This is a genomic window from Nitrospirota bacterium (genome assembly GCA_026387665.1).
Taxonomy (GTDB): domain Bacteria; phylum Nitrospirota; class Nitrospiria; order Nitrospirales; family Nitrospiraceae; genus Palsa-1315.
On sequence record JAPLLG010000003.1, the window covers coordinates 266,282 to 287,601 of the forward strand.

The following is a 21,320-nucleotide window of genomic DNA, read 5'->3' on the forward strand; positions in this document are numbered from 1 at the left end:
TCAATGCTTTTGCGTGGAGAGAAAGTCCTCGTACTGCGCTGACGTCATCAGCTTCTCGACTTCACCGGCATTGGAGAGATCGATCGTCACCATCCAGCCCTTGCCGTAGGGATCGGAGTTCACCACTTCAGGATGGTCTTTCAAATCGGCATTGATCTTCGCGATCGTGCCGCTTACGGGCGTGTAGATCGTGGAGGTCGTCTTGGTCGATTCCACCTCACCGATCTGCTGCCCCGCCTTGACGACAGCGCCGGGCTTCGGCATGTCGATGAAGACGATGTCGCCCAACGCATCCTGGGCAAAATGACTGATGCCAACTGTAGCCTGAGTGCCGCTCACGCGCACCCATTCATGCTCTTGGTGGTACCGGAGATCTTTCGGAATCATGCGCGCTCCTTGTGAAGAAGACCGGGCTCAGGCGACGCAGTTGCTTACGCCGACCGGTAGATGCCTATCCGACGATTTCCATCGAGGGAAAGAAATAGGCAATCTCGAACTGGGCGGTCTCTGGAGAATCGGACCCATGCACCGCGTTGAACTCGATGTTCGCCCCATGCGCCTTGCGAATCGTGCCCGCTTCCGCCTTGGCCGGATCGGTCGCGCCCATCAACTCACGGTTCTTCTTGATCGCATTGTCGCCCTGCAGGACCAGCACCACGACCGGACCGGACGACATGAACGTGCAGAGGCTATCGAAAAATGGACGAGCCTTGTGCACGGAGTAAAACCCCTCGGCGGTCGATTTCGAAAACTGCATCATGCGCATGGCCACCGGCTTCAGGCCTGCTTTTTCGTAGCTGGCAATAATGTCGCCAATCGCGTTCTTCTTCACAGCATCCGGCTTGATAATCGCTAATGTTCGTTCACTCATCGCTTAAACTCTTCCTCCACGCTAATGATAGAAAAATGTCGAAATTGACCGGCCCATTATAAGGAGGGGCTGCCAGCCTTGCAAGGGAGCGAGGCCTTAAGAGGCGAATTGCGCCGCGAGATCCTGCGGGCGAAAGACGCCCCGCTCGGTGATGATGCCGGTGATCAATTCAGCCGGTGTCACGTCGAAGGCAGGATTGTAGACTGCGACTCCAGCTGGTGCGATCGCGTGGCTGCCGTGGATGGTAGTAACTTCCAGGGGATTCCGTTCTTCGATCGGAATGTCCGCTCCTGTTTTCGTCTTCAAATCGATCGTCGAATAGGGCGCGGCCACGTAGAAGGGAATGCCGTGGGCCTTCGCCAGCACGGCAACCGAGTAGGTCCCGATCTTGTTCGCCACGTCCCCGTTGGCGGCGATCCGATCGGCCCCCACGACACAGAGTTGAATCTTCCCCTGTCTCATGAGCGTGCCGGCCATATTGTCCGTGATGAGCGTTACAGGAATCTTGTCCTGCATCAACTCCCAGGCCGTGAGCCTCGCACCCTGCAGCACCGGTCTGGTCTCATCCGCGATGACCTGAATCTTCTTCCCCTGCTCCCAGGCTGCGCGAATCACGCCGAGCGCCGTGCCGTAGCCCGCCGTCGCCAATGCGCCGGCATTACAATGGGTCAGAACCGTTTGGCCACTCGCAATGAGCTTCGCGCCATGTTGTCCCATCGCCTTGCAGAGCGCGATGTCCTCATCCAGGATTCGCTGCGACTCCTCTAGGAGCAACCGCTTGATATCCGATACCGGTCGATCCCGTAATTCTGATAACGTGCGCTTCATCCGTTCAATCGCCCAGAAGAGATTAACGGCGGTCGGTCTGGTCGCAGCCAGGCAGTCGCAAATACCCAGCATCGCCTTCATAAATTCATCGTAAGATGCTGCCTTAATTGATTGTGCACCAAGCGCCACGCCCATCGCGGCCGTCACGCCGATTGCAGGCGCCCCGCGAACAACCAGCTCCTTAATGGCCCGAGCCACCGTCAGGTAGTCCCGACAATCCAGGAATACCACTTTCCCAGGAAGCTGACTTTGATCGAGCAGTCGAACTGCTCCGTCTTTCCATTCAACAGTAGGAACCATAGAGGAATCTTGTAGCGGGAACTGCGACGCAGTGCAAGGGGCTAATACTTCAAGAAATCGCGCCACTGCTGCCACAGCCTGGTCCAGTTCGCCCGTTCGCAGGCCCAAAGGCAAGAGGTTCTATTCGCCGGTTGCCACAACCACTCTCTCGTTCGATGGACTTCAAGCGCCTCGCCGGAGACTCCGCCTACAAACCAGACCCCTCCGTCACGATCGGTTCGTAGCGTGGCAATGCCAGCCGACTCGTAGGTGTCGAGGACGACCTGAGCCGGGTGGCGATAGGGATTATGACGGCCAGCTGAAAAGACAGCATAGGTCGGCTGTACCGATGCCAGCCAGTCACGGTTCAACGAACTCACCGCTCCATGATGAGGCACCTTGAGGATCTCGATCTGGTCATAAGGCTTCGCGCTCGTCATCCGAGACAAACCATCCCGCTCGACATCCGCAGCAAAGAGGATCGTATGATGACCGCACGTCAGCTTCGTCACCACCGAACGATTATTCAGGCCATGCCCACTCCCATGACGATCACGAATCGATGCACCAACAGGCTCCTCCGCTGGCGGGTTACGGACGACCATCCGACAGGGACCGGACGATAGGATCTCCTGCCCCTCTCTCACCACCTGTTCGAATAATCCTCGATCGGCCAATGACTGCTGCAGCCGTTGATAGAAGAGCTCCTCCCTTGGCTCGCCCAGTCCCCAATAATTTTTCACAGTGAAATGACGGAGCACCCAGGCCAGCCCCCCGACATGATCCAGTTGCGGATGCGTACCGATCACATGGTCGATGGTACGAATGCCTCTATTCCAGAGAAACGGAGCCACGACCCCGCGGCCCATATCGAATCGTTCATAGGTCGCCCCTCCGTCGATCAACAGGACCAGACCGTCCGGCAGTTCCACGACCGCACTATCGCCTTGGCCGACGTCCAGAAACGTCACGCGGAAATGCTCTCCATCAGGAAACATCCTGGGAGACCAAGCCCACCAGAACAAGACCACTACCAATCCGGCTCCTGCGACCAACCGAAGCCCCACACGGCCCACTCGCAGCCATAGCAATCCAAGGCAGACATAGAACAGCCCCATGGTGAGCACCGAAGGGGCCGCGACATGCCAGTCCCCTCCCGGTAACGTCGAGAGCAAACGAACTGACGCTACAAAGTGTTCAAGCAGCCACTGATTCCATGACGCCAATGGCAACAGGCTTGCCCCTGTCATAATCTGCCAGACTCCGGCAGCCAGTCCTATCGGGACCAGCAGGACTCCCATCGCGGGGACAGCTACCACATTGGTAAACAAACCAAGCCAGGGCAATTGATTGAAGTAGTGAGCCACCAACGGAAGGGTCACCATTGTCACGACCCCGCTCATGAACACTGAATCTCTCCCCCACCGCGCATAGGTTTTGAAACTCGACGGCTCGCCAGGCAACTCCTCCGCATCAGCATCGCCCTGCCAGGCAAGCCACCCGGCAATGGCAAGGACGGAGACAAAGGACAGTTGAAAGGAAATATCGAACAGGGCTTGAGGATCGTGCAAGAGGATCACCAACGCAGCGGCAGAGAGGGCATGGAACAGCCGCCGTTCCTGACCGAGCCAGATCGCCGTCAACCCCACAGCCACCATCAGCAACGAGCGCATCGTCGCCAATTCCGCCCCTGCGAGGCAGGCATAACCAGCGACCGGCAGAATCGTGCAGACCGTAGCGATGCGAGTCGGCGTGATTCGTCGGGACAAGACCAGCAGCCAATCGGCTGGCAGCAGAATCATCATCCATCTGATCACCGCGAAGATGAGCAGCGCGACGAGGCCCAAATGGCTTCCTGAAATGGACAGGAGATGGACCGTTCCCGTCACCATGAACTGATCGCGCAGGTCCTGATCGAGATACCCTCGATCGCCGAGGATGATGCCCAGATAGAGCCCCAGGGCCGGCTGAGAAATGCTTTGTATCGCGGCGAGACGAATGCTGCTCCGCCACCGATCCAAGCGATTCCAAATCCCCCACCGAGCATGGCCCAGTCCGGACTCAATCAACTGCACCGCTTCGGCCCCTGTCACTGTGGCGACGGTATCGATGCCTTGCCGCTCAAGATAGGCCGCATAGTCAAACCCTCCTGGATTCAACGACCCGCTCGGACGGCGCAGCAGAGCCCGAAAGCGGACCAGGTCGCCTTGAAAGAATATTCGCTCAGGGGTCCGCCAAGTCAGTCGAACCAATCTGGAAACTCCCGGCGATGCGGAAGGATCATCCGGCCTGACAATCATCACCAACCGATCCGGAGCCTGTTGCACCGGCGCGACGATGCGACCGGTCATCTCAACCGCCCGATCGGATGGCGGCTCGGCCAGCGGGATATTGCCAGGCAGATTGACGGCCAGAGCCCAATAGACCACTCCCGCCAGGAGCGTTCCGTAGAGCCACGTGGCTTGACGGATGGAGAAACGATGCAGTCGTTCAAGGAGGACAAAACCGAGCGCCGCGAGGAAGAGGAGACCGGAGGAGGAGAGGGGGAAATAGGGAATCTGCGATCCGACGAAGAGCCCGACGATAAAAGCAATAGTCAGGGACGGCAGCATGGGCCTCCCTCAAGAGGATGCTGAAAAAGTCCGCCAGCTTCGTTCTCGCATCGCTCAGGCCCTCAACGTACCCTAAAGGGTACGACTCGGCCCTTCACTCGCTGCGGCCTTGTTGGACGGCCTTTTTGAGCATCCTCAGGCTGTTCCTGAGGTTACCCAATATGGGTCTTGACGACCTCAACCAGTCGATTGGCCACATCGCGAATCTGATCGTCGCGCTCCCCCTCGACCATCACCCGCAAGAGCGGTTCGGTTCCGGAGTACCGCACCAACACACGTCCGCTGCCATTGAGGCGCTGTTCACTGTCGCGAATGGCTTGTTGCAGCTCTGGGACCGTATCGAGGTCCGGCTTCTTCGCCACCTTCACATTGAGCAAGACTTGCGGGACTGCCGTCATGGCCTGGGCCAATTCCAACAGGGATTTGTCCGTCCGTTTCATCAGCGACAGCACTTGGAGCGCCGAGAGCAACCCGTCACCGGTCGTATTGTGATCCAGAAAGATGAAGTGGCCGGACTGCTCTCCCCCGAAGTTATACCCGTCAACCGACATCCGTTCGAGTAGATACCGGTCGCCGACGGCAGTCCGCACCAGCGTGATGCCGGCCTTCGTCATGGCGCGCTCCAGCCCGAAGTTGCTCATGACGGTCCCCACCACCGTCTGCCTAGCCAACTGTCCCTGCCGATGCAGATCGAGCGCCAACATCGCCATGATAGGATCTCCGTCCAGGACTCGTCCCTGTTCGCAGACGAAAATGGCGCGATCGGCATCCCCGTCCAGCGCCACACCAAGATGGGCCCCCCGCTCACGCACCGCCTGCTGCAGCAATTCAGGATGAACCGCCCCACAACCGGCATTGATATTCATCCCGTTCGGCTTATCACCGATCACGTCGACCGTCGCCCCGAGTTCGCGCAGGACTTTCGGCGCGACTTTGTAGGCTGCGCCATTGGCGCAATCGACCACGATCTTGAGTCCCTTGAAATCCATGGTCTTCGGCAGGGACCGTTTGACAAACTCGATATAGCGGCCCTCGGCGTCGTCGATGCGATAGGCCTTGCCGATGGCATCGGCCGTCGGCCTGAGATGGGCGATCCCGTTCGAGACGATGAGCTCCTCGATGCGCGCTTCTATTTCATCGGGTAGCTTGAATCCGTCGTTGGAGAAAAACTTGATACCGTTATCCTGGTAAGGATTGTGCGAAGCCGAAATCATCACCCCCGCATCGGCCCGGAGACTCCTGGTTAGAAATGCAATCGCCGGGGTCGGCATCGGACCGACTAACAACACATCCACGCCCATGGAGCAAATCCCGGAGGTCAAGGCCGACTCCAACATATAGCCGGAGATGCGAGTATCCTTGCCGATCACGATCTGGTGTCGTCCGGCCCGGCGCATAAACAGATGCGCGGCGGCCCGTCCCAGCTGCATCGCCATTTCACTGGTCATCGGATCGAGATTGGCTACCCCGCGAACCCCGTCCGTGCCGAACAATTTACGCATGTTGTGCTTTCATGGGCCGAGCCGTCGCTTGACTGATTGCCATTGTCACCTGCATCACCTCTCGCATCGCGCGCACATCGTGCACACGAAGGATTCCGGCCCCGCGTTCGACCGCCATCGCCACCGCTGCCGCCGTCGCCCACTGACGCTCCTGCACCGGCCGGTCCACCAGCTGTCCGAGAAACGCCTTGCGTGAGACACCCACCAGCAGGGGGCAGCCAAACCCCGCAAAGCGGTCCAGTTGCGCCAAGAGCGTCAGGTTATGTTCGAGCAGCTTACCAAATCCGATGCCCGGATCAAGCATGATTTGTGTTTGCACCACGCCGCGCGATAAGGCGAAATGGATTCGTTCGTCGAAAAATGCGGAGAGCTCGCCCACCACATCCTCATAGCGTGGATGCTGCTGCATCGTGCGAGGCGTCCCGCTCATATGCATCAGGACGATCCCAGCTCCCATGCGGACAATAACCTCGACCATCGCGGGATCGCCCCGCAAGGCCGTGACATCGTTCACCAGCACCGCTCCCGCATCGAGAGCCGCCTGTGCCACCGAGGCTTTCGAGGTATCGATGGAAATCGGAACCCTGACGGCTTTGGCCATTGCGGCCACGACGGGAATCGCGCGACGACGCTCTTCCGCCTCATCGACAGGGTCCGCGCCAGGGCGAGTCGACTCAGCGCCGATATCCAAGAGATCCGCCCCTTCCGCCACTAGGCGAAGGGCATGGGCCACGGCAGCGTCAGGATCCAGGTAACGGCCACCGTCAGAAAATGAATCGGGTGTGACATTCACCACGCCCATCATGAGCGGTCGGCCGGGAAATTCGATCAGCCGATCCGTGGCCCGTCTCGTCAATGTTGTGTAATCTACCAGCAAACGACGGCGCCTCCCTGCAGCAGGATGCTGAAAATCCGCCAGCGGCCTTCTCGTCTATGACAACTCGGCTGTACTGCCGGGCCTCCCTGGCTGGGCGGCCCGGACCAGTGCATGCAATTAGGCAGGAACTGTTTGCGATGTGGACTGCAAAATAATCTGGTCGATATCGGCTGAGTCCAGCACTTCTTTTTCCAGAAGCGCTTCCGCCAAGCCCTTCAAACTGGCCATGTGCTCCGTGAGCAGACGCTTCGCCCGCTCATAGTTTTCCGTCACCAGCCGTTTCACTTCCTGGTCGATTTCCAAAGCGATTTGTTCGCTGAAATCGCGCCGACTCCCCATCTCTCTCCCAAGAAACACTTCTTCTTCTTTTTTGCCGAATGTCAGAGGACCCAACTTTTCGCTCATGCCCCATTCGCAGACCATCTTCCGCGCGAGATCCGTAGCCCGCTCAAGATCGTTCCCTGCTCCGGTCGTCATGTGCTTCAAGACCAGCTCTTCCGCCACACGCCCGCCCATGAGGATGGCCAGGTTGTTATACAAGAACTCCTTCGAGTAGTTGTGCCGGTCATCGGTGGGAAGCTGCATCGTCACGCCCAACGCACGGCCCCGAGGAATAATCGTGACTTTATGGACCGGGTCCGTTCCCGGAATCAGCTTGGCGATCAGCGCATGGCCTGCTTCATGATAGGCCGTCGTCCGCTTCTCTTCGTCGCTCAAGATCAGGCTCTTGCGCTCGGCCCCCATCAAGACTTTGTCTTTGGCCATCTCGAAGTCGACGACTTCCACTTCTTTCTTGTTCTGTCTCGCAGCCCAGAGCGCAGCTTCATTGACCAGGTTCTCCAGATCGGCTCCTGAGAAGCCTGGCGTGCCGCGCGCAATTTTTTCCAGCTCCACGTCCGTGGCGATTGGCACTTTCTTCGTATGCACCTTGAGAATTTCCGTACGGCCCCGTAAGTCCGGTCGATTGACAACGACTTGTCGGTCGAAGCGTCCAGGTCTGAGAAGGGCGGGGTCAAGGACGTCAGGCCGATTGGTCGCCGCAACCAAAATCACGCCTTCAGTCGTATCGAATCCATCCATCTCGACGAGCAATTGATTCAGCGTCTGCTCACGCTCGTCATGCCCGCCGCCCAACCCTGCGCCGCGAAGCCGGCCGACTGCATCGATTTCGTCGATGAAAATGATGCAGGGCGCATGCTTTTTCCCCTGCTCGAAGAGATCGCGCACACGGGAAGCGCCGACGCCGACAAACATTTCCACAAAGTCCGATCCGCTGATGCTGAAGAACGGCACGCTGGCTTCACCGGCAATGGCCTTGGCCAACAGGGTCTTCCCGGTCCCGGGAGGTCCGACGATCAAAACGCCCTTTGGAATACGGCCGCCCAGCTTTTGGAACTTACGCGGGTCCCGGAGAAACTCGATGATCTCCAGCACTTCTTCTTTCGCTTCATCGACGCCTGCGACATCGGAGAACATCACTTTCTTGCGGTCCTCCGTCAACATGCGGGCACGGCTTTTCCCGAATGAGAGGGCCTTATTGCCCCCCATCTGCATTTGCCGCATCAGGAAGAACCACAGGCCCAGGAAGAGCACAAACGGCCCCCACGTCACTAAGAAGGTAATGTACCAAGGGCTTTCATCCGGTGGCTTGGCTTCGATCTGCACGCCACGCTCCCGCAGGACTTTCACCAATTCAGGATATTCCACCGAATAGGTCCTGATACGGGTCTTGTCTTTCAGAACGGCGCTGATGTGGCTGGATTTGATGATGACCCGCTCGACTTCGCCCTTGTCGAGCTTGGCCATAAACTCGCTGAAAATCACATCTTCTTCAGGCGCATGGGTCGGCACACTGAACAGATTGAACAGTAAAATCATGAAAAGGCCGACGACGACCCAGAAAAGCAGATTCTTTGCCCTGGAATTCATCCAGATCTCCTTGTGGATTGACGCTTAAATGAGGAAAACCACGCAGTTCTGTGATGCTACCACAGCCCATTCCTACTGACAACCGTTCGGGCACGAGCCTATTCTTGATCCTCTGCCACATCCAAGACAGCCAGATAGGGCAGGTTGCGATACTTCTGCTGATAATCGAGTCCATACCCGACCACATACTTATTCGGAATTCTGAATCCCTCGTAATCGATGGTCACGTCGATTGTCCGTCGCTCCGGCTTACTCAAGAGGGTGCAGACTTTAATCGACTTGGGCTTCTTTTTCCCTAAGGCCTTGACCAAATATTGGACCGTCAATCCTGAGTCGACGATGTCTTCCACCAGCAAGACATCTTTGCCTTTGATCTCCTCGGTCAGCTCGGTCACCATCTTGACCTTGCCGGATGTTTTTGCCCGGGACCCGTAACTCGTCACCATGAGAAAATCCACCCGGATGGGAATTCTGATCGCGCGGGCCAGATCGGCATAGAACGCATAGGCCCCCTTCAGCACCCCGACCAACACGAGATCCTTCCCCATATAGTCGGTCGTGATCTGTTTGCCCAGCTCTCGAATCCGCGCACGCATTTCTTCCTGCGTCACGATCGGTCGACCGAAAATTCGCTCCATGCTCCCCTACTCCTTCTCTGAAACCCTGTGATTCACCGACACCACTAAACAGGTGGCCGTCCCACTGCGGACAGCAAATCGTTCATCCTGCCTCATGCCCACCACCCACAGAATCCCTTCCGGGGCCACCAATAAGGGAAGCGCCTCACGTCGGTGGCGAGGGACCTTCCGGTCGGTAAAGAAATCTTGTAACTTTTTACTATTCCCCTTCATCCCCTGAGGAACAAATCGATCGCCGGCTCGCCAGGACCGAACCACCAAGGGCTCCGAACAACGGTCGGCATCGAATACAGCCCGCTGCGAAGACGGAGTCGCACCTCCCTGCTCCGCCTCGCGACGAGCCATACGTTGTACATGAATTTGTTGATTCGTTCCAGCCCAATAGACCGTTGAAGGCACGGAAAGACGCAGGCTCTCGCTCTGTCCAAACCCGGAACCAGTTGCATCTTTGCAGGCCCCACCCAGGGGACAAAATCGCACCGACTCCTGCTCCAGAATCACAAGGACCTGCTTCAATGAGAGCTGAGCCCCGCCCTTGCCCTTGAGGAAGACCTGTCGGACTGACTCCACCACACGAAGGCTGCTGGCGCGGCCTTCTTCATCGTAGATCCGTAAGATGGTCCGAACGAGACGCCGTTGCAGGGCGACTGGCAATTCAATGAAGGCCTGGCGATCGACTCGTTGCTCGCCTCCGGAATCCTGACTCACGAGCCTGCGCACCAGATCGCCCGTCACCTGCTCCAGATATCGTTCATCCTCACGCAAGACATCCGCCTGCCTCTGCAACAGACGAACGGCAGCCGGCGCCAACTTCGTGACGACAGGCAGGAGTTCCCGCCTGATCCGATTGCGATGGTAGAGCGGCTTCTCGTTGCTCGAATCGCGGCGATAGGTCAGCCCTTCCTGATCCAAGTAGGCCAGCACCTCCTCGCGGGTGGAGGCCAGGAGCGGACGAATGACTCTGTCCTCACGCACATAGGGCATCCCGGCCAACCCGGCCATGCCGGCCCCCCGCAACATCCACATGAGCACCGTTTCCGCCTGGTCGTTGGCCGTATGACCGACCACAATGCGGTCCGCCTCCACGTCATGGGCCAGTTGCTTCATGAACTCATAGCGCGCGTCACGGGCCATGGCTTGAAGCGAGGAGCGCTGCCGTCGTTTGACGAGCAGAGGCCGATGGATGACCAGAGGCAGCTTCCGTTCCTGACAAAAATCTCGAACAAAGGACTCGTCTCCGTCTGACTCCGCTCCCCGCAATCCATAGTTGCAATGGACGACCGTCACGGTGAGCCGCCAGGATTGGACCAGGCGATAAAGGAGCGACAGCAAGGCCATCGAATCAGGTCCGCCTGACACAGCCACGAGCAGATGCTGGCCCGGAACGAATAGTTCATGCTGCCGCACCGTTCGAATGAGATGGGTCAATAGGGCCGGTCGTGCGGTCGATCTGGATGACGGCCTCGCCATGGGCGTCTCAACTGGCATGGTTACGGAACTCCCTGCGGAATATTGCGCAAGCTGACGCGAGCCTGTTCCACATCACGGACAATTTGCTTCGACAACTCCTCGGCCGAGGCAAAGGTATGGTCGCCCCGCACCCGCGAGACAAACTGCACGGTAATTTCCTGGCCGTAGAGATCGCAGGAGTGATCCAGGAGATTAACCTCAATGAGCCGCTCGCCCGCGCCAAAGGTCGGTCTGGTCCCGATATAGGCGATGGCGTCATAGACCTCCGCCCCATGCACCGCCCGCGCAGCATAGACTCCATCCGGCGGCACGACACGCTCAGCCGGGATGCGCAGATTGGCCGTGGGCCAACCAAGCGCCTGGCCCTGTTGCATCCCGCGCACCACGGGGCCTCTGATTCCATAGGTTCGTCCGAGCAGCGTGGCAGCCCGATCAACATGCCCGGCCTGAATGAGCTGGCGAATTCTGGTCGAACTCACCACGTCCCCCTCGACCATCACAGGCATCACAGGATGCACGAGAAAATCGTACTGGTCGCCAAGACGCACCAGGTCGTCGATATGGCCTGCCCGCCCCTTCCCGAAGGCAAAGTGATTCCCCACGAACAATTCAGCCAGGGTGAGAGACCGATGCAGAATGTCTGAGGCAAATTGATCCGGGCTCATCGCCGCGAAGGTGGGAGTAAAGTCCAGGAAGACCACTTCATCGATCCCTGCCGCTTCGAGATGCGCCAGCTTTTCCTCGGGACTAGTCAGAAAGCGAAGATCGACATGGGGCGCAAGAATTTTCACCGGATGAGGCTCGAAGGTCAATACGAGTGCGGTTCCCTGTGACTTCCTGGCCGTCTCGACCACCGTCTGCAACAGCGCCCGATGACCAAGATGGTGCCCATCGAAATTGCCAATCGTGGCGACCGGATAGGCCCGAGGAGCACGTTCGCCGGACAGCCCACGCGTGACTTTCAACATGGTCGTCAGCGGAGAAGACGCGCGGCGTCTTTAGCGAAGTAAGTCAGAATGAGATCCGCGCCGGCCCGTTTGATCGAGAGCAAGGATTCCATCATGGCGCGCGACTCGTCGAGCCAGCCGGCGTTGGCGGCTGCCTTGATCATGCTGTACTCCCCACTCACCTGATAGGCCGCCACTGGCAGCAGGATCTGGTCTCTGGCCGCGGCAATGATGTCGAGATAGGGCAGAGCCGGCTTCACCATGATGATATCGGCCCCCTCTTCGACATCGAGGGCAATCTCACGAAGGGCTTCCCGGCGGTTGGCCGGATCCATTTGATAGGATTGCCGATCGCCGAATTGCGGGCTCGAAAAGGCCGCATCCCGGAAGGGCGCATAAAAGCAGGAGGCAAACTTGGCGGCATAGGCCATGATCGGCAACTCGGTAAACCCTGCCTGATCCAATTCCGCCCTGATCGCCGCAACCCGCCCATCCATCATATCGGACGGGGCTACCATGTCGGCTCCAGCCTGCGCATGGGTCAGGGCCATGGCACGAAGACAGTCTAAGGTTTCATCGTTGAGGATGCGTCCATCCTTCACGACCCCGCAGTGGCCATGGTCGGTATATTCGTCGATGCAGACATCGGTCACGACCATCAGGCCCGGCACATGGTCCTTCACCGCCTTGACGGCCCGCTGCACGATGCCGTTCGGATCGTAGCCGGAGCTCCCCTTCGCATCCTTCCGATCCGGAATCCCGAAGAGGATGATACCGGGAATTCCCAACGCCGCAATCTCGCCCGCCTCCTTCACCAAGAGATCGACCGAAAGCCGGAACTGGCCCGGCATCGAGACGATCTCCTCACGGCGGTTGCGCCCTTCGACGACGAACAGCGGATAGATGAAATCGGAAGGGGACAGGCTCGTCTCCCGCACCATGCGACGAAATCCCTCGTGCTGCCGCAACCGCCTGAGCCGCTGAATTGGAAAGGCCATCGGATTACTTCCTCGGAAGATTCGTTAAGAACACCACGAGGTCGCGGACGGAAATCATGCCCACCAACTTGCCGTCCTTCGTCACGCCGAGATGGCGGAGATGCGTTTGGGCCATCAGATCGTTGGCATCCAAGAGAGTCTTGTTCTCCTCGATCGTCAAGAGCGGAGCCGACATAATCTGTTCGACCGTCGTCTTGTGGGTGTCTGCTCCTGCCGCGACCACCCGCCGAACCATATCGGTATCGGTCAGGATGCCGACGACTTCCTTCCCATTCGTCACGAAGAGGCTGCCGATCCCGCGATCCCGCATGATACGCGCCGCCGTCTGGACATCCGTATCCCGCTCAACCGTAATAAATTTCTCTTTCGGAACCATGAACGACTTCACTGCAACCATGAGATCTCCTCCTTACTAATCAGTCCGTTTCTCGCCGTCTACTCTTGCCTATCCATGCGTCGGGACGGCTACGCGCGCCCCTTCACTGAAATGTTTCACAATGGCCTCGGCCAATGCCGGTACGGTATTTTCTGCCGGCATGATCGTGACCGTCAACCCATATTCCTCGGCCGTGCGAGCCGTGATCGGTCCAATACAGGCAATCGCCACCTGCGCCACTAATCGTCGGACTGTTTCCTGCCCGCCAAAGAGCTCCACGAAATTGCGCACGGTGGAAGAACTCGTGAAGGTAAGCGCCGCCACCGACCCATCCTGAAGCTGCTGCGTCAACGCCGAGACATCGACGGTGGGCACGATTGTGCGATAGACGGGAATCACATCGACGATCGCCCCCAGCTCACGCAACTGCTCCGGCAAGATTTCGCGCGCCACTTCCGCACGGGGAATCAAGATCCGATTGCCTCGAATTCCCACCTGGGCCAGGACGGCGATGACCCCTTCTGCTTGAAACTCGGCCGGTACGAGATCCGCCGTCAACCCATGAGTCTTCAGTTCCTGTGCCGTGCGTGGCCCGATGGCACAGAGACGAAGATTCGCCAAAGCCCGCGCATCTTTTCCTGCCACCTGGAGCCGATCCATAAAAGGTCCCACCCCGTTCACGCTGGTGAAGATCAGCCACTGATAGGTCCCGAGACGAGCAATCGCATCATCGAGCGCCTGCCAACTGGCCGGGGGCACGATCTGAATCGTCGGCACTTCGACCGGCTCCGCTCCATAGGCGGCCAGCAACTGGGAAAATTCCTTCGCCTGTTCCTGCGCCCTGGTCAGCACGATCCGCTTGCCAAAGAGCGGCTTGGCTTCAAACCAGTTCAGCTGCCCTCGCAATCGCACGACCTCGCCCACCACGATCACCGTCGGCGGCTCGAGCTGCGCCGCTTCGGTTTTGTCGACAATATCGGCCAGGGTCCCCACGATCGTCTGTTGATCGGCCTTGGTCCCCCAACGGATCGCCGCCACCGGCTGATCGGACGCACGCCCTTCCGCCAGTAAGTGGGCCACGATCGACGGGAGATTCTTCATGCCCATCATGAACACGAGGGTGCCGGACACATTAGCCAACTTCGGCCATTCCAACAGGGTTTCCGGTTTGGTCGGGTCTTCGTGGCCGGTCACGAATGTCACAGTGGAGGCCAAGGTGCGATGGGTCACAGGAATGCCGGCATAGGCCGGCACGGCAACGGCCGCCGTCACACCGGACACAATTTCAAACTCGACCCCTGCCGCGGCCATCGCTTCCGCCTCTTCGCCCCCGCGCCCGAACACAAAGGGGTCGCCGCCCTTGAGGCGGACCACCACATTCCCCGCTTTGGCCCGTTCGATGAGCAGTCGATTGATATCGGCTTGATCTCGATACTGCCCGCGTCCCCGCCGACCGATATACAGGCGCTGCGCCGTGGCCGGAGCATACTGAAGCAACACAGGATTGGCGAGATAATCGTAGAGCACGACATCCGCCTGCTCCAGACATTCCTTGCCTTTCAGCGTCAAGAGACCCGGGTCGCCAGGCCCCGCTCCGACTAAATAGACTTTCCCGGACTTGCTCTGTGTCGTCATGCCGTCCCGTAGATGGCGCGAAGAATTTTGTCGGCGCCGCGCTCGAGCAACTGCTCCGCAAGCTGAATGCCGATCGACTCAGGATCTTGGATACTGCCTTCCGCCCGATCGCGAATGAGCTCCTTCCCGTCCACGCTGGCCACCACTCCCTCCACGATCACCTTCGTCCCGGCCAAGGTGGCATGGGCCGCGATCGGAACCTGGCAGCCACCTTGGAGCCGATGGAGCAGGGCCCGTTCAGCCAGGACAGCGGTCTGACTTGGCGCATGATTCAAGCCGCTCAACAGCGAACGAATAAAGAGATCGTCGCTCCGGCCCTCGATGCCCAGCGCCCCCTGGCCGATGGCAGGCAAACAGATCTCCGGCGCAATGTACTCCGTGATCTCATGCCCCCAGTCCAATCGACGGAGCCCGGCCGCGGCGAGCACAATGGCGTCGAACTGGCCCTCGCGTAATTTCTTGAGACGGGTATCCAGGTTCCCGCGCAACATGACAATCGTGAGATCGGGCCTGGCATGCAGAAGTTGCGATTGGCGGCGCAGGCTGCTGGTGCCGATTCTGGCACCCAAAGGAAGATCCGCAAACGACCGTCCTTCCCGGCTGATCAGAGCATCCCTGGGATCCTCGCGGGGAGGCACACAGAGAATGGCCAATCCTTCTGGCAGCTCCGTCGGCACATCTTTCATGCTATGCACCGCCAGATCGATCTCGCCGCTCAAGAGGGCTTCCTCGATCTCCTTGACGAACAGACCCTTCCCGCCGATTTGCGCCAACGGGACGTCGAGAATCTTATCTCCCGATGTCTGGATGCGGCGCAGCGTCACCGTTACATGCGGAGCCAGCGCACGCAACTGCGCCTGCACCCATTCGCTCTGATGCACCGCCAGTTTGCTGCCCCTGGTTCCCAGCACGACGGACGATCGTTCATGACTGACTTTCGACATGGCTCCCTTTCACCGGCTCACATCATGATACGGGGTATGAAACGTCGCAGATCCTTTGCGCCCAGGAAGTTTCTCAGAACCCTCGCGGTCCGGCCGTGATGTCTCGCTGGAGAGAGTTCCGCTGACAAAACTCCGATAGGACGACGAAGCCAATAAAAAGCTGATCAAGCCGAGAATCGACAGGAGATACACGAGCACATCCCATCGCACGCCCTCACGTTCACGATAATCGAACCCGCAGGCCGGGCAATCGGGCAAGGGGTCATGCCCCAAGTACGTCTTTCGACACTTGGGACAGACAAAGAGTTTCGGTCCCTTGCTGGCGGTTCCCATACCAATAGCCGCTCAATGATCCGGCCTCTTCGAACCGGCTCTCGGGATCATCGCTTCAGTATCCTTGCTCTCGTCTTGCGGTAATACACCGGCCCCCGACGCAGAAGAGGCATTCTCATTGACGGCGAAGAGGGCCTGGTCCCCGAGACTGAAAAACCGTCTCGCCGCCTCGACGAAGGCGGCTCCGTCCGAGGAATTCACCTCGGCCTTCAACGTCACCATCGTATTATGAATCAGCTTGTTCACGATCGATGAGGCCATCGCCTCGACCAATTCCCGCTCCGACGCGGACAGATTCGCCAAGCGCCCCAAGGTCTTCTCGACCTCCACGCGCTTGATGTCATCGGCTTTCGTGCGAAGCGCCATGATGGTGGGGGTCACTTCGAGCGACTGGAGCCATTGCCTGACAACCCCGACTTCATCCACCACCATCCGCTCGGCCTTCTCGGCCTCCTGTAAGCGGCCCCCGCGATTCTGCTCGACCCGCGCTTTCAAATCGTCAATGTCGAAGAGGAAGGCATTATCCACATGGCGCACGGCCGGATCGATATTGCGTGGAACCGAAATATCGATCAAGAACATCGGACGATTCTTCCGTTGCCGGACCGAGCGCTGCACGTCATCCTCGCTCACAAGATAATGGGCGGCGCCAGTCGACACCAAAACGATATCGGCCGAGGCCATGTCCTCCCGAAACTGCTCGAAAGAAACCGCGGTGCCGCCGAACCGCTCGGCCAACTCCAACCCATGTTGCGGATTCCTGGTCGTCACCCGCACATGGCGAACGCCGCTGGCAATAAAATGTCTGGCCGCCAGCTTGGCCATCTCCCCCGCCCCCACCAGCAAGACCGTCTTCTCGCTCAAATCAGAAAAAATCTTCTTGGCCAGTTCGACCGCCGCATAGCTGACCGACACCGCCATCTCGGAGATCTTCGTTTCCGTCCGCACACGTTTGGCGACGGAGATCGCCTTCTTCACGACCTTGTTTAAAATGATGCCTGTCGACTTATGCGTGAGCGCGGCCTCGAAGGCATCTTTAATTTGCCCGAGAATCTGCGATTCGCCGATGATCATGGAGTCAAGACTGGAGGCCACGCGGAACAAATGGTTGATCGCCCGGTCCCCTTGGTGCCAATACAGATGAGGCGTCAGTTGCTCCGAGGAGAGCGACAGGTGGGCATCGGCCAGAAACTCCTGGATGCGCCCATAGCCGGCTTCGATCTCATCCACGACGGCATAGACTTCGACGCGATTACAGGTCGACAGCAAGATCCCCTCCCGCACCCCTTGATACGAGCAGAGACGGGTTAGGGCTTCGCCCATCCGGCTTTCAGGAACCGCGAGCTTCTCGCGGATTTCCACCGGGGCGGTCTTATGGCTTAACCCAACAACAACAATATGCATCTCAAGACACCGGTCCATGACTCTTGAGGACCACGCCAATGAGGGTCAGGAGCACCCCGGCGAACCCGATGATCGTCAAATAGGCTGCCCGCTTGGCTCTCCAGCCCATGGTCAATCGTCCCATCAGCACGGCAAAATAGAACATCCACGTCACCAACGCCCAGGTTTGCTCGGGGTTCCAATTCAGATACGACCCTCGCGAAAACTCGGCGGACAGCGCGCCGGTAATGATGCCGAGCGTCAAGAGCGGAAATCCCATCACGATCGACTGTTGACTCAGATGATCCAGGAAATCCAAGGCGGGCAATTTCGAATAGAGGGTGTTAAACCGTTTGGACTTGAGAAGTCCGTCCTGAATCAGATACATGACACCAGCCACAAAGGCCACGGCAAATCCCACGGTGCCGAGCATGCTCAGGGTGACGTGGACCCACAGGGTTCGAAACACCGGGGTCAATGTCGGAGCCGTGTCCGGCAAGGCCGCGGCAGAGACGAGCGAGACCAGCGCCAACGGAACGATGAACGACCCCAACACATGCAGCCGATGGCGAAACTCCACGGCAAGGAAAACAAGAATCAGCATCCAGGAAAAAAACGACAGGGCTTCATGGAAGTCTGGCGGCGAAACATCTGTCGCGCCAACCATCCGCGCCACGAGCGCGATCGTATGGGCGGCAAACCCGACTGCCGTCATACCAAGCGAGACTTTTGACAGGGCTTTCGAGGGCCAGAGCAAGTAGGCAAGAAAGGAAACGGTGGCCGCAAAATAGAGGGCCATCGTCACCACGAAAAACATGGCGGCCATAGAGGTCTATCCTCTCAACTTTTCAGGACAAACAGACGGGCGATAAACAAGGAATTATATCGATGGCGCGAGATGGGAGTCAACAAAACGATCGTAATCTGAAAGGCAAGACCGCCACGTCCCGCTTATCCGGCACACTCTACATCGTCGGCACACCGATTGGCCACCCTGACGACATCACGTTGCGGGCTCTTGCGATCCTGCGCAGCGTATCGATTATTGCGTCCGAGGACCCTCGAGAAACCCAACGGCTCCTCACCCACCATGGCATTACCGCCACCGTCACGAGCTACGGCCCGCTCAATCGCCAGGAGAAAGTGCCACTCCTGCTGCACCGGCTCGCCCAGGGGCAGGATGTTGCTCTCGTTTCAGATAACGGCAACCCCGTGATCTACGACCCGGGCAGTCAGTTAGTGGCTGCGGCTCATCACGCAGGAATCCCGGTCAAAATCATTCCAGGCCCCTCTGCCATGACGGCCGCGACTGCGATCTCAGGCTTCTCCGGTGACGCGATCATCTTCGAGGGAAAACTTCCTTCAACCAGCGATCGTCTCTCAAAACATCTCTCTCAATTCCGCACAGAACGAAGAACTCTCGCCTTCTACGTGGATCCAGGAGCCCTCACCAGGTTGATAAAAACCCTGGCGCAAATACTCCCAACCAGACAAGTGGCTATCGCCATAAATCTCACCACGAACCAAGAAGCGCTCTTCCGCGGAACGCCTACGGGCCTGCTCCAAGAGATCGGACGAGTGCCCAGAGACTCAGCTGTGACGGTCGTGATTGAAGGAGATGGGGCGGGAAACCAAATCAAACAAAAAAAAGGAAAACAACCTCGCGCTACTCCCCTTCACGGCGGCGAATGAGCACGCGATAGGACCCCTCGACGAGATCTTGCGAAAGGATGGTGTGGCCTTCATTGCTCACGCTGCGGGGGACATTCTGAATCGGATCGCCACCATCCAAGAGCACGGAAAGAACCTGCCCCCCTTCCATCGCTTCCAGCTTCAACTTCGTCTTAACGAAATTGTAGGGGCAAATCACTCCCCGCAAATCTAACTCGGCATCCGGCTGATCCATCACTGTCGCGCTCCCTCTCGCATGTGCTTGCATTGTAGCGACCCGCTGCGCGCAAAAAAAGAAGGGGCAGCGAAAACGCTGCCCCTTCTCACATCCTCACGGAATGTATCTCGACTTAGTTCAGACCCTTGACCAAGTTCGGCTTGGTGTAGTCCGTCCCGTAGTCTGACTTGTTGCCGACTGCATTGCCCCAGCCTGGCTGCGGTTCACACTGCCAGCAAGGAGCGGCGCCGGTGTATTCACCAACCGGGCTGGTGATACCAGAATCGATCTTGCCTGGGAGCACCGCACCGCCAATACCACCGGTGGTGGAGCCGCTATTCGTATTAATCCCGCGCTCGGTTCCCGGATTCGGGCGTTGACCAAGTCCGCCGTTACCAGCGAGCTTCTCATTCCCGCGAATGACGGTGATCTCACGGACGATCTTCCGGCCCGTGCCGAAGGGCTGAGCCGCACTCGTTTCTTCATATGCCTGAATGGTGACGTCGTCACCAGACTCAAGGATACGAATCTGATCGAAATTGGTCTTGTCATCGAAATACACGGTGCGGTAGTTCATGGCGCCACCACCCGCACGGCCCTCATCGTGAGAGCTGCCGCCGCCCTCAAGATGCATTTTCTTAGCCGGCAGATCCAGGCCGATCACGCGGCCATAAATCGTTTCCGCCTGCGACAACCGATCGAGGAAGCTGCTCCGATCGAACGTAGTCACGCGGGTGCTCGACCCCGACACATCGCCAACTCCTTCGCCCACGCCCAACCCTGATTGGTTAGTCTGCAAGCGCTCCTGAGCGATTGACACACCCACGGAACCGACAAAAAGAATTGCCGTTCCTAGTGCCAACACTTTACGCATGTGCTGCCTCCTTGGTGAGATTAGAGAATGAAATGAAATGACGGACAACAAAATATGGGACCAACATGATCAGGTTAGAATTTTCTCATCACTGCTCTAGGGCGCGGACTATAGGCCACCCATTCCGTCATGTCAAGAGGCATAATTGCGATGAATTCGCTGTTGATTCACGCACAACCGGCCAACTGAACGAACCGCGAAAAACCCGATGCCCTCAACGTCTCAACTGTTGGTGCCCAGAGGGAGGGTCGAACTCCCACTCTCTTACGAGAACCGGATTTTGAGTCCGGCGCGTCTGCCAGTTCCGCCATCCGGGCACAGCACATACCAATCATAAAAGGTCGCACCTTCTTAACACGAAGCCATAGGCAGGCGCAATCAATCTCCCCTCTTTTCTTACGCATGAACGCAATGCTACAATCCCGCTCCACTTACCTTATTCTATGCGCAGGAGGATCCTCAGACCATGGCAGACGTTCAGTGTGTGACGTGTGGACAAGCGGGAGAAGCCATTACCGACCCCCTATTCATGGGGAAGCTCGAAGCCGAGGTGAAAGCCAAAGTCTGCAAACCCTGCTGGAAGAAGTGGGAAGGCATGCGAGTCATGGTCATCAACGAATACCAGGTCAACCTGGGCGAAGAAAGCGGCAGGGAACTCGTCAAGAAGCAGATGAAAGCGTTTCTGAAGCTCGGAGAACAGGCCGACACCGCGAAGATCGAGCAAAACTTTCGCCCGCAAGCCTAAGCCTACGGCCCCTCGCTGGGCGACAGGGCTCCAAGCAGGCCTGCGTGACAAAAGCCCCCATGAATTTCTCCAGCGATCTCGCAGGCTTCGTTGACAGGCTGACTTCAAAAATGTTAAGTTGTTTCCTTCTTGATCCTTCCACCTGGACGATCAGCATCTCCTCACGACTACAAAGGCGAGGAAAAGGAATC

The 21,320-nt window shown here is 58.2% G+C and carries 20 protein-coding genes and 1 tRNA gene; 2 read left to right on the plus strand and 19 right to left on the minus strand.

Going from position 1 to position 21,320, the window contains the following annotated elements; translation table 11 throughout:
* The 16 genes from gcvH to ccsA form a co-directional block, all read right to left on the minus strand.
* Positions 1–387 (minus strand): glycine cleavage system protein GcvH, encoded by a 387-nt coding sequence (gene gcvH / locus NT179_01910; GenBank protein ID MCX5720772.1) that lies wholly within the window; start codon positions 385–387, stop codon positions 1–3.
* A 64-nt stretch (positions 388–451) separates the two neighbouring features.
* Entirely contained in the window at positions 452–871 is a 420-nt protein-coding gene (ndk, locus tag NT179_01915) for a nucleoside-diphosphate kinase (protein ID MCX5720773.1), read from the minus strand.
* 96 nt (positions 872–967) lie between these two features.
* Positions 968–1,999, minus strand: coding sequence for an S-methyl-5-thioribose-1-phosphate isomerase (mtnA, locus tag NT179_01920; GenBank protein ID MCX5720774.1), 1,032 nt, complete (start codon positions 1,997–1,999; stop codon positions 968–970).
* 41 nt (positions 2,000–2,040) lie between these two features.
* Positions 2,041–4,590 carry a DNA internalization-related competence protein ComEC/Rec2 gene (locus NT179_01925; GenBank protein ID MCX5720775.1) on the minus strand — a complete coding sequence of 850 codons (2,550 nt, stop codon included), beginning with the start codon at positions 4,588–4,590 and terminating at the stop codon, positions 2,041–2,043.
* Between the two features lie 152 nt (positions 4,591–4,742).
* Positions 4,743–6,092, minus strand: coding sequence for a phosphoglucosamine mutase (glmM, locus tag NT179_01930; GenBank protein ID MCX5720776.1), 1,350 nt, complete (start codon positions 6,090–6,092; stop codon positions 4,743–4,745).
* Complete coding sequence (gene folP, locus NT179_01935) at positions 6,085–6,969, minus strand: dihydropteroate synthase (GenBank protein MCX5720777.1); 885 nt, start codon at positions 6,967–6,969, stop codon at positions 6,085–6,087. The genes glmM and folP overlap by 8 nt, the downstream gene beginning before the upstream one ends.
* A 117-nt stretch (positions 6,970–7,086) precedes the next feature.
* The gene (gene ftsH, locus NT179_01940; protein ID MCX5720778.1) at positions 7,087–8,898 is read right to left on the minus strand and encodes an ATP-dependent zinc metalloprotease FtsH; all 1,812 of its coding nucleotides are present in this window, start codon (positions 8,896–8,898) and stop codon (positions 7,087–7,089) included.
* A 98-nt stretch (positions 8,899–8,996) separates the two neighbouring features.
* Positions 8,997–9,536 (minus strand): hypoxanthine phosphoribosyltransferase, encoded by a 540-nt coding sequence (hpt, locus tag NT179_01945; GenBank protein MCX5720779.1) that lies wholly within the window; start codon positions 9,534–9,536, stop codon positions 8,997–8,999.
* 6 nt (positions 9,537–9,542) lie between these two features.
* Positions 9,543–11,024, minus strand: coding sequence for a tRNA lysidine(34) synthetase TilS (gene tilS, locus NT179_01950; protein ID MCX5720780.1), 1,482 nt, complete (start codon positions 11,022–11,024; stop codon positions 9,543–9,545).
* Between the two features lie 2 nt (positions 11,025–11,026).
* Positions 11,027–11,974: a bifunctional riboflavin kinase/FAD synthetase gene (locus NT179_01955; protein ID MCX5720781.1), complete on the minus strand. Its 948-nt coding sequence runs from the start codon at positions 11,972–11,974 to the stop codon at positions 11,027–11,029.
* A gap of 5 nt (positions 11,975–11,979) precedes the next feature.
* Entirely contained in the window at positions 11,980–12,951 is a 972-nt protein-coding gene (hemB, locus tag NT179_01960; protein ID MCX5720782.1) for a porphobilinogen synthase, read from the minus strand.
* 4 nt (positions 12,952–12,955) lie between these two features.
* Positions 12,956–13,348: a CBS domain-containing protein gene (locus NT179_01965; protein MCX5720783.1), complete on the minus strand. Its 393-nt coding sequence runs from the start codon at positions 13,346–13,348 to the stop codon at positions 12,956–12,958.
* A 48-nt stretch (positions 13,349–13,396) separates the two neighbouring features.
* On the minus strand, positions 13,397–14,962 hold the full coding sequence (cobA, locus tag NT179_01970) for a uroporphyrinogen-III C-methyltransferase (protein ID MCX5720784.1): 1,566 nt from the start codon (positions 14,960–14,962) through the stop codon (positions 13,397–13,399).
* Positions 14,959–15,906, minus strand: a complete 948-nt coding sequence (gene hemC / locus NT179_01975; GenBank protein ID MCX5720785.1) for a hydroxymethylbilane synthase — start codon at positions 15,904–15,906, stop codon at positions 14,959–14,961. The genes cobA and hemC overlap by 4 nt, the downstream gene beginning before the upstream one ends.
* Before the next feature lie 345 nt (positions 15,907–16,251).
* Positions 16,252–17,643: a glutamyl-tRNA reductase gene (gene hemA / locus NT179_01980; GenBank protein MCX5720786.1), complete on the minus strand. Its 1,392-nt coding sequence runs from the start codon at positions 17,641–17,643 to the stop codon at positions 16,252–16,254.
* Between the two features lies 1 nt (position 17,644).
* The gene (gene ccsA / locus NT179_01985; GenBank protein ID MCX5720787.1) at positions 17,645–18,448 is read right to left on the minus strand and encodes a cytochrome c biogenesis protein CcsA; all 804 of its coding nucleotides are present in this window, start codon (positions 18,446–18,448) and stop codon (positions 17,645–17,647) included.
* A gap of 62 nt (positions 18,449–18,510) precedes the next feature.
* Between ccsA and NT179_01990 the strand changes: the two genes are divergently transcribed.
* Positions 18,511–19,314, plus strand: a complete 804-nt coding sequence (locus tag NT179_01990) for an rRNA small subunit methyltransferase 1 (GenBank protein ID MCX5720788.1) — start codon at positions 18,511–18,513, stop codon at positions 19,312–19,314.
* Here NT179_01990 and NT179_01995 read toward each other — a convergent pair.
* The 3 genes from NT179_01995 to NT179_02005 form a co-directional block, all read right to left on the minus strand.
* A complete protein-coding gene (locus NT179_01995; protein ID MCX5720789.1) occupies positions 19,289–19,528 on the minus strand; it encodes a sulfurtransferase TusA family protein in 240 nt (79 codons plus the stop codon). The two genes, NT179_01990 and NT179_01995, sit on opposite strands and share 26 nt — an antisense overlap.
* A gap of 115 nt (positions 19,529–19,643) precedes the next feature.
* Entirely contained in the window at positions 19,644–20,384 is a 741-nt protein-coding gene (locus NT179_02000; protein MCX5720790.1) for a hypothetical protein, read from the minus strand.
* 230 nt (positions 20,385–20,614) lie between these two features.
* Positions 20,615–20,701 (minus strand) — tRNA-Leu (locus NT179_02005).
* 149 nt (positions 20,702–20,850) lie between these two features.
* On the opposite strand from NT179_02005, the gene NT179_02010 reads away from it, so the two are divergent.
* Positions 20,851–21,129, plus strand: coding sequence for a Fe(2+)-trafficking protein (locus NT179_02010; protein MCX5720791.1), 279 nt, complete (start codon positions 20,851–20,853; stop codon positions 21,127–21,129).
* Positions 21,130–21,320: the final 191 nt, after the last annotated feature.

Coding starts and splice junctions, on each gene's coding strand:
- NT179_01955 (MCX5720781.1), bottom strand. CDS start 11,974: ATGTTGAAAGTCACGCGTGGGCTGTCCGGCGAACGTGCTCCTCGGGCC.
- hemB (MCX5720782.1), bottom strand. CDS start 12,951: ATGGCCTTTCCAATTCAGCGGCTCAGGCGGTTGCGGCAGCACGAGGGA.
- NT179_01925 (MCX5720775.1), bottom strand. CDS start 4,590: ATGCTGCCGTCCCTGACTATTGCTTTTATCGTCGGGCTCTTCGTCGGA.
- gcvH (MCX5720772.1), bottom strand. CDS start 387: ATGATTCCGAAAGATCTCCGGTACCACCAAGAGCATGAATGGGTGCGC.
- ccsA (MCX5720787.1), bottom strand. CDS start 18,448: ATGGCCGCCATGTTTTTCGTGGTGACGATGGCCCTCTATTTTGCGGCC.
- hemA (MCX5720786.1), bottom strand. CDS start 17,643: ATGCATATTGTTGTTGTTGGGTTAAGCCATAAGACCGCCCCGGTGGAA.
- glmM (MCX5720776.1), bottom strand. CDS start 6,092: ATGCGTAAATTGTTCGGCACGGACGGGGTTCGCGGGGTAGCCAATCTC.
- NT179_01995 (MCX5720789.1), bottom strand. CDS start 19,528: ATGGATCAGCCGGATGCCGAGTTAGATTTGCGGGGAGTGATTTGCCCC.
- mtnA (MCX5720774.1), bottom strand. CDS start 1,999: ATGGTTCCTACTGTTGAATGGAAAGACGGAGCAGTTCGACTGCTCGAT.
- ftsH (MCX5720778.1), bottom strand. CDS start 8,898: ATGAATTCCAGGGCAAAGAATCTGCTTTTCTGGGTCGTCGTCGGCCTT.
- NT179_02010 (MCX5720791.1), top strand. CDS start 20,851: ATGGCAGACGTTCAGTGTGTGACGTGTGGACAAGCGGGAGAAGCCATT.
- ndk (MCX5720773.1), bottom strand. CDS start 871: ATGAGTGAACGAACATTAGCGATTATCAAGCCGGATGCTGTGAAGAAG.
- NT179_01965 (MCX5720783.1), bottom strand. CDS start 13,348: ATGGTTGCAGTGAAGTCGTTCATGGTTCCGAAAGAGAAATTTATTACG.
- hemC (MCX5720785.1), bottom strand. CDS start 15,906: ATGTCGAAAGTCAGTCATGAACGATCGTCCGTCGTGCTGGGAACCAGG.
- hpt (MCX5720779.1), bottom strand. CDS start 9,536: ATGGAGCGAATTTTCGGTCGACCGATCGTGACGCAGGAAGAAATGCGT.
- tilS (MCX5720780.1), bottom strand. CDS start 11,024: ATGCCAGTTGAGACGCCCATGGCGAGGCCGTCATCCAGATCGACCGCA.
- NT179_01990 (MCX5720788.1), top strand. CDS start 18,511: ATGGCGCGAGATGGGAGTCAACAAAACGATCGTAATCTGAAAGGCAAG.
- cobA (MCX5720784.1), bottom strand. CDS start 14,962: ATGACGACACAGAGCAAGTCCGGGAAAGTCTATTTAGTCGGAGCGGGG.
- NT179_02000 (MCX5720790.1), bottom strand. CDS start 20,384: ATGCGTAAAGTGTTGGCACTAGGAACGGCAATTCTTTTTGTCGGTTCC.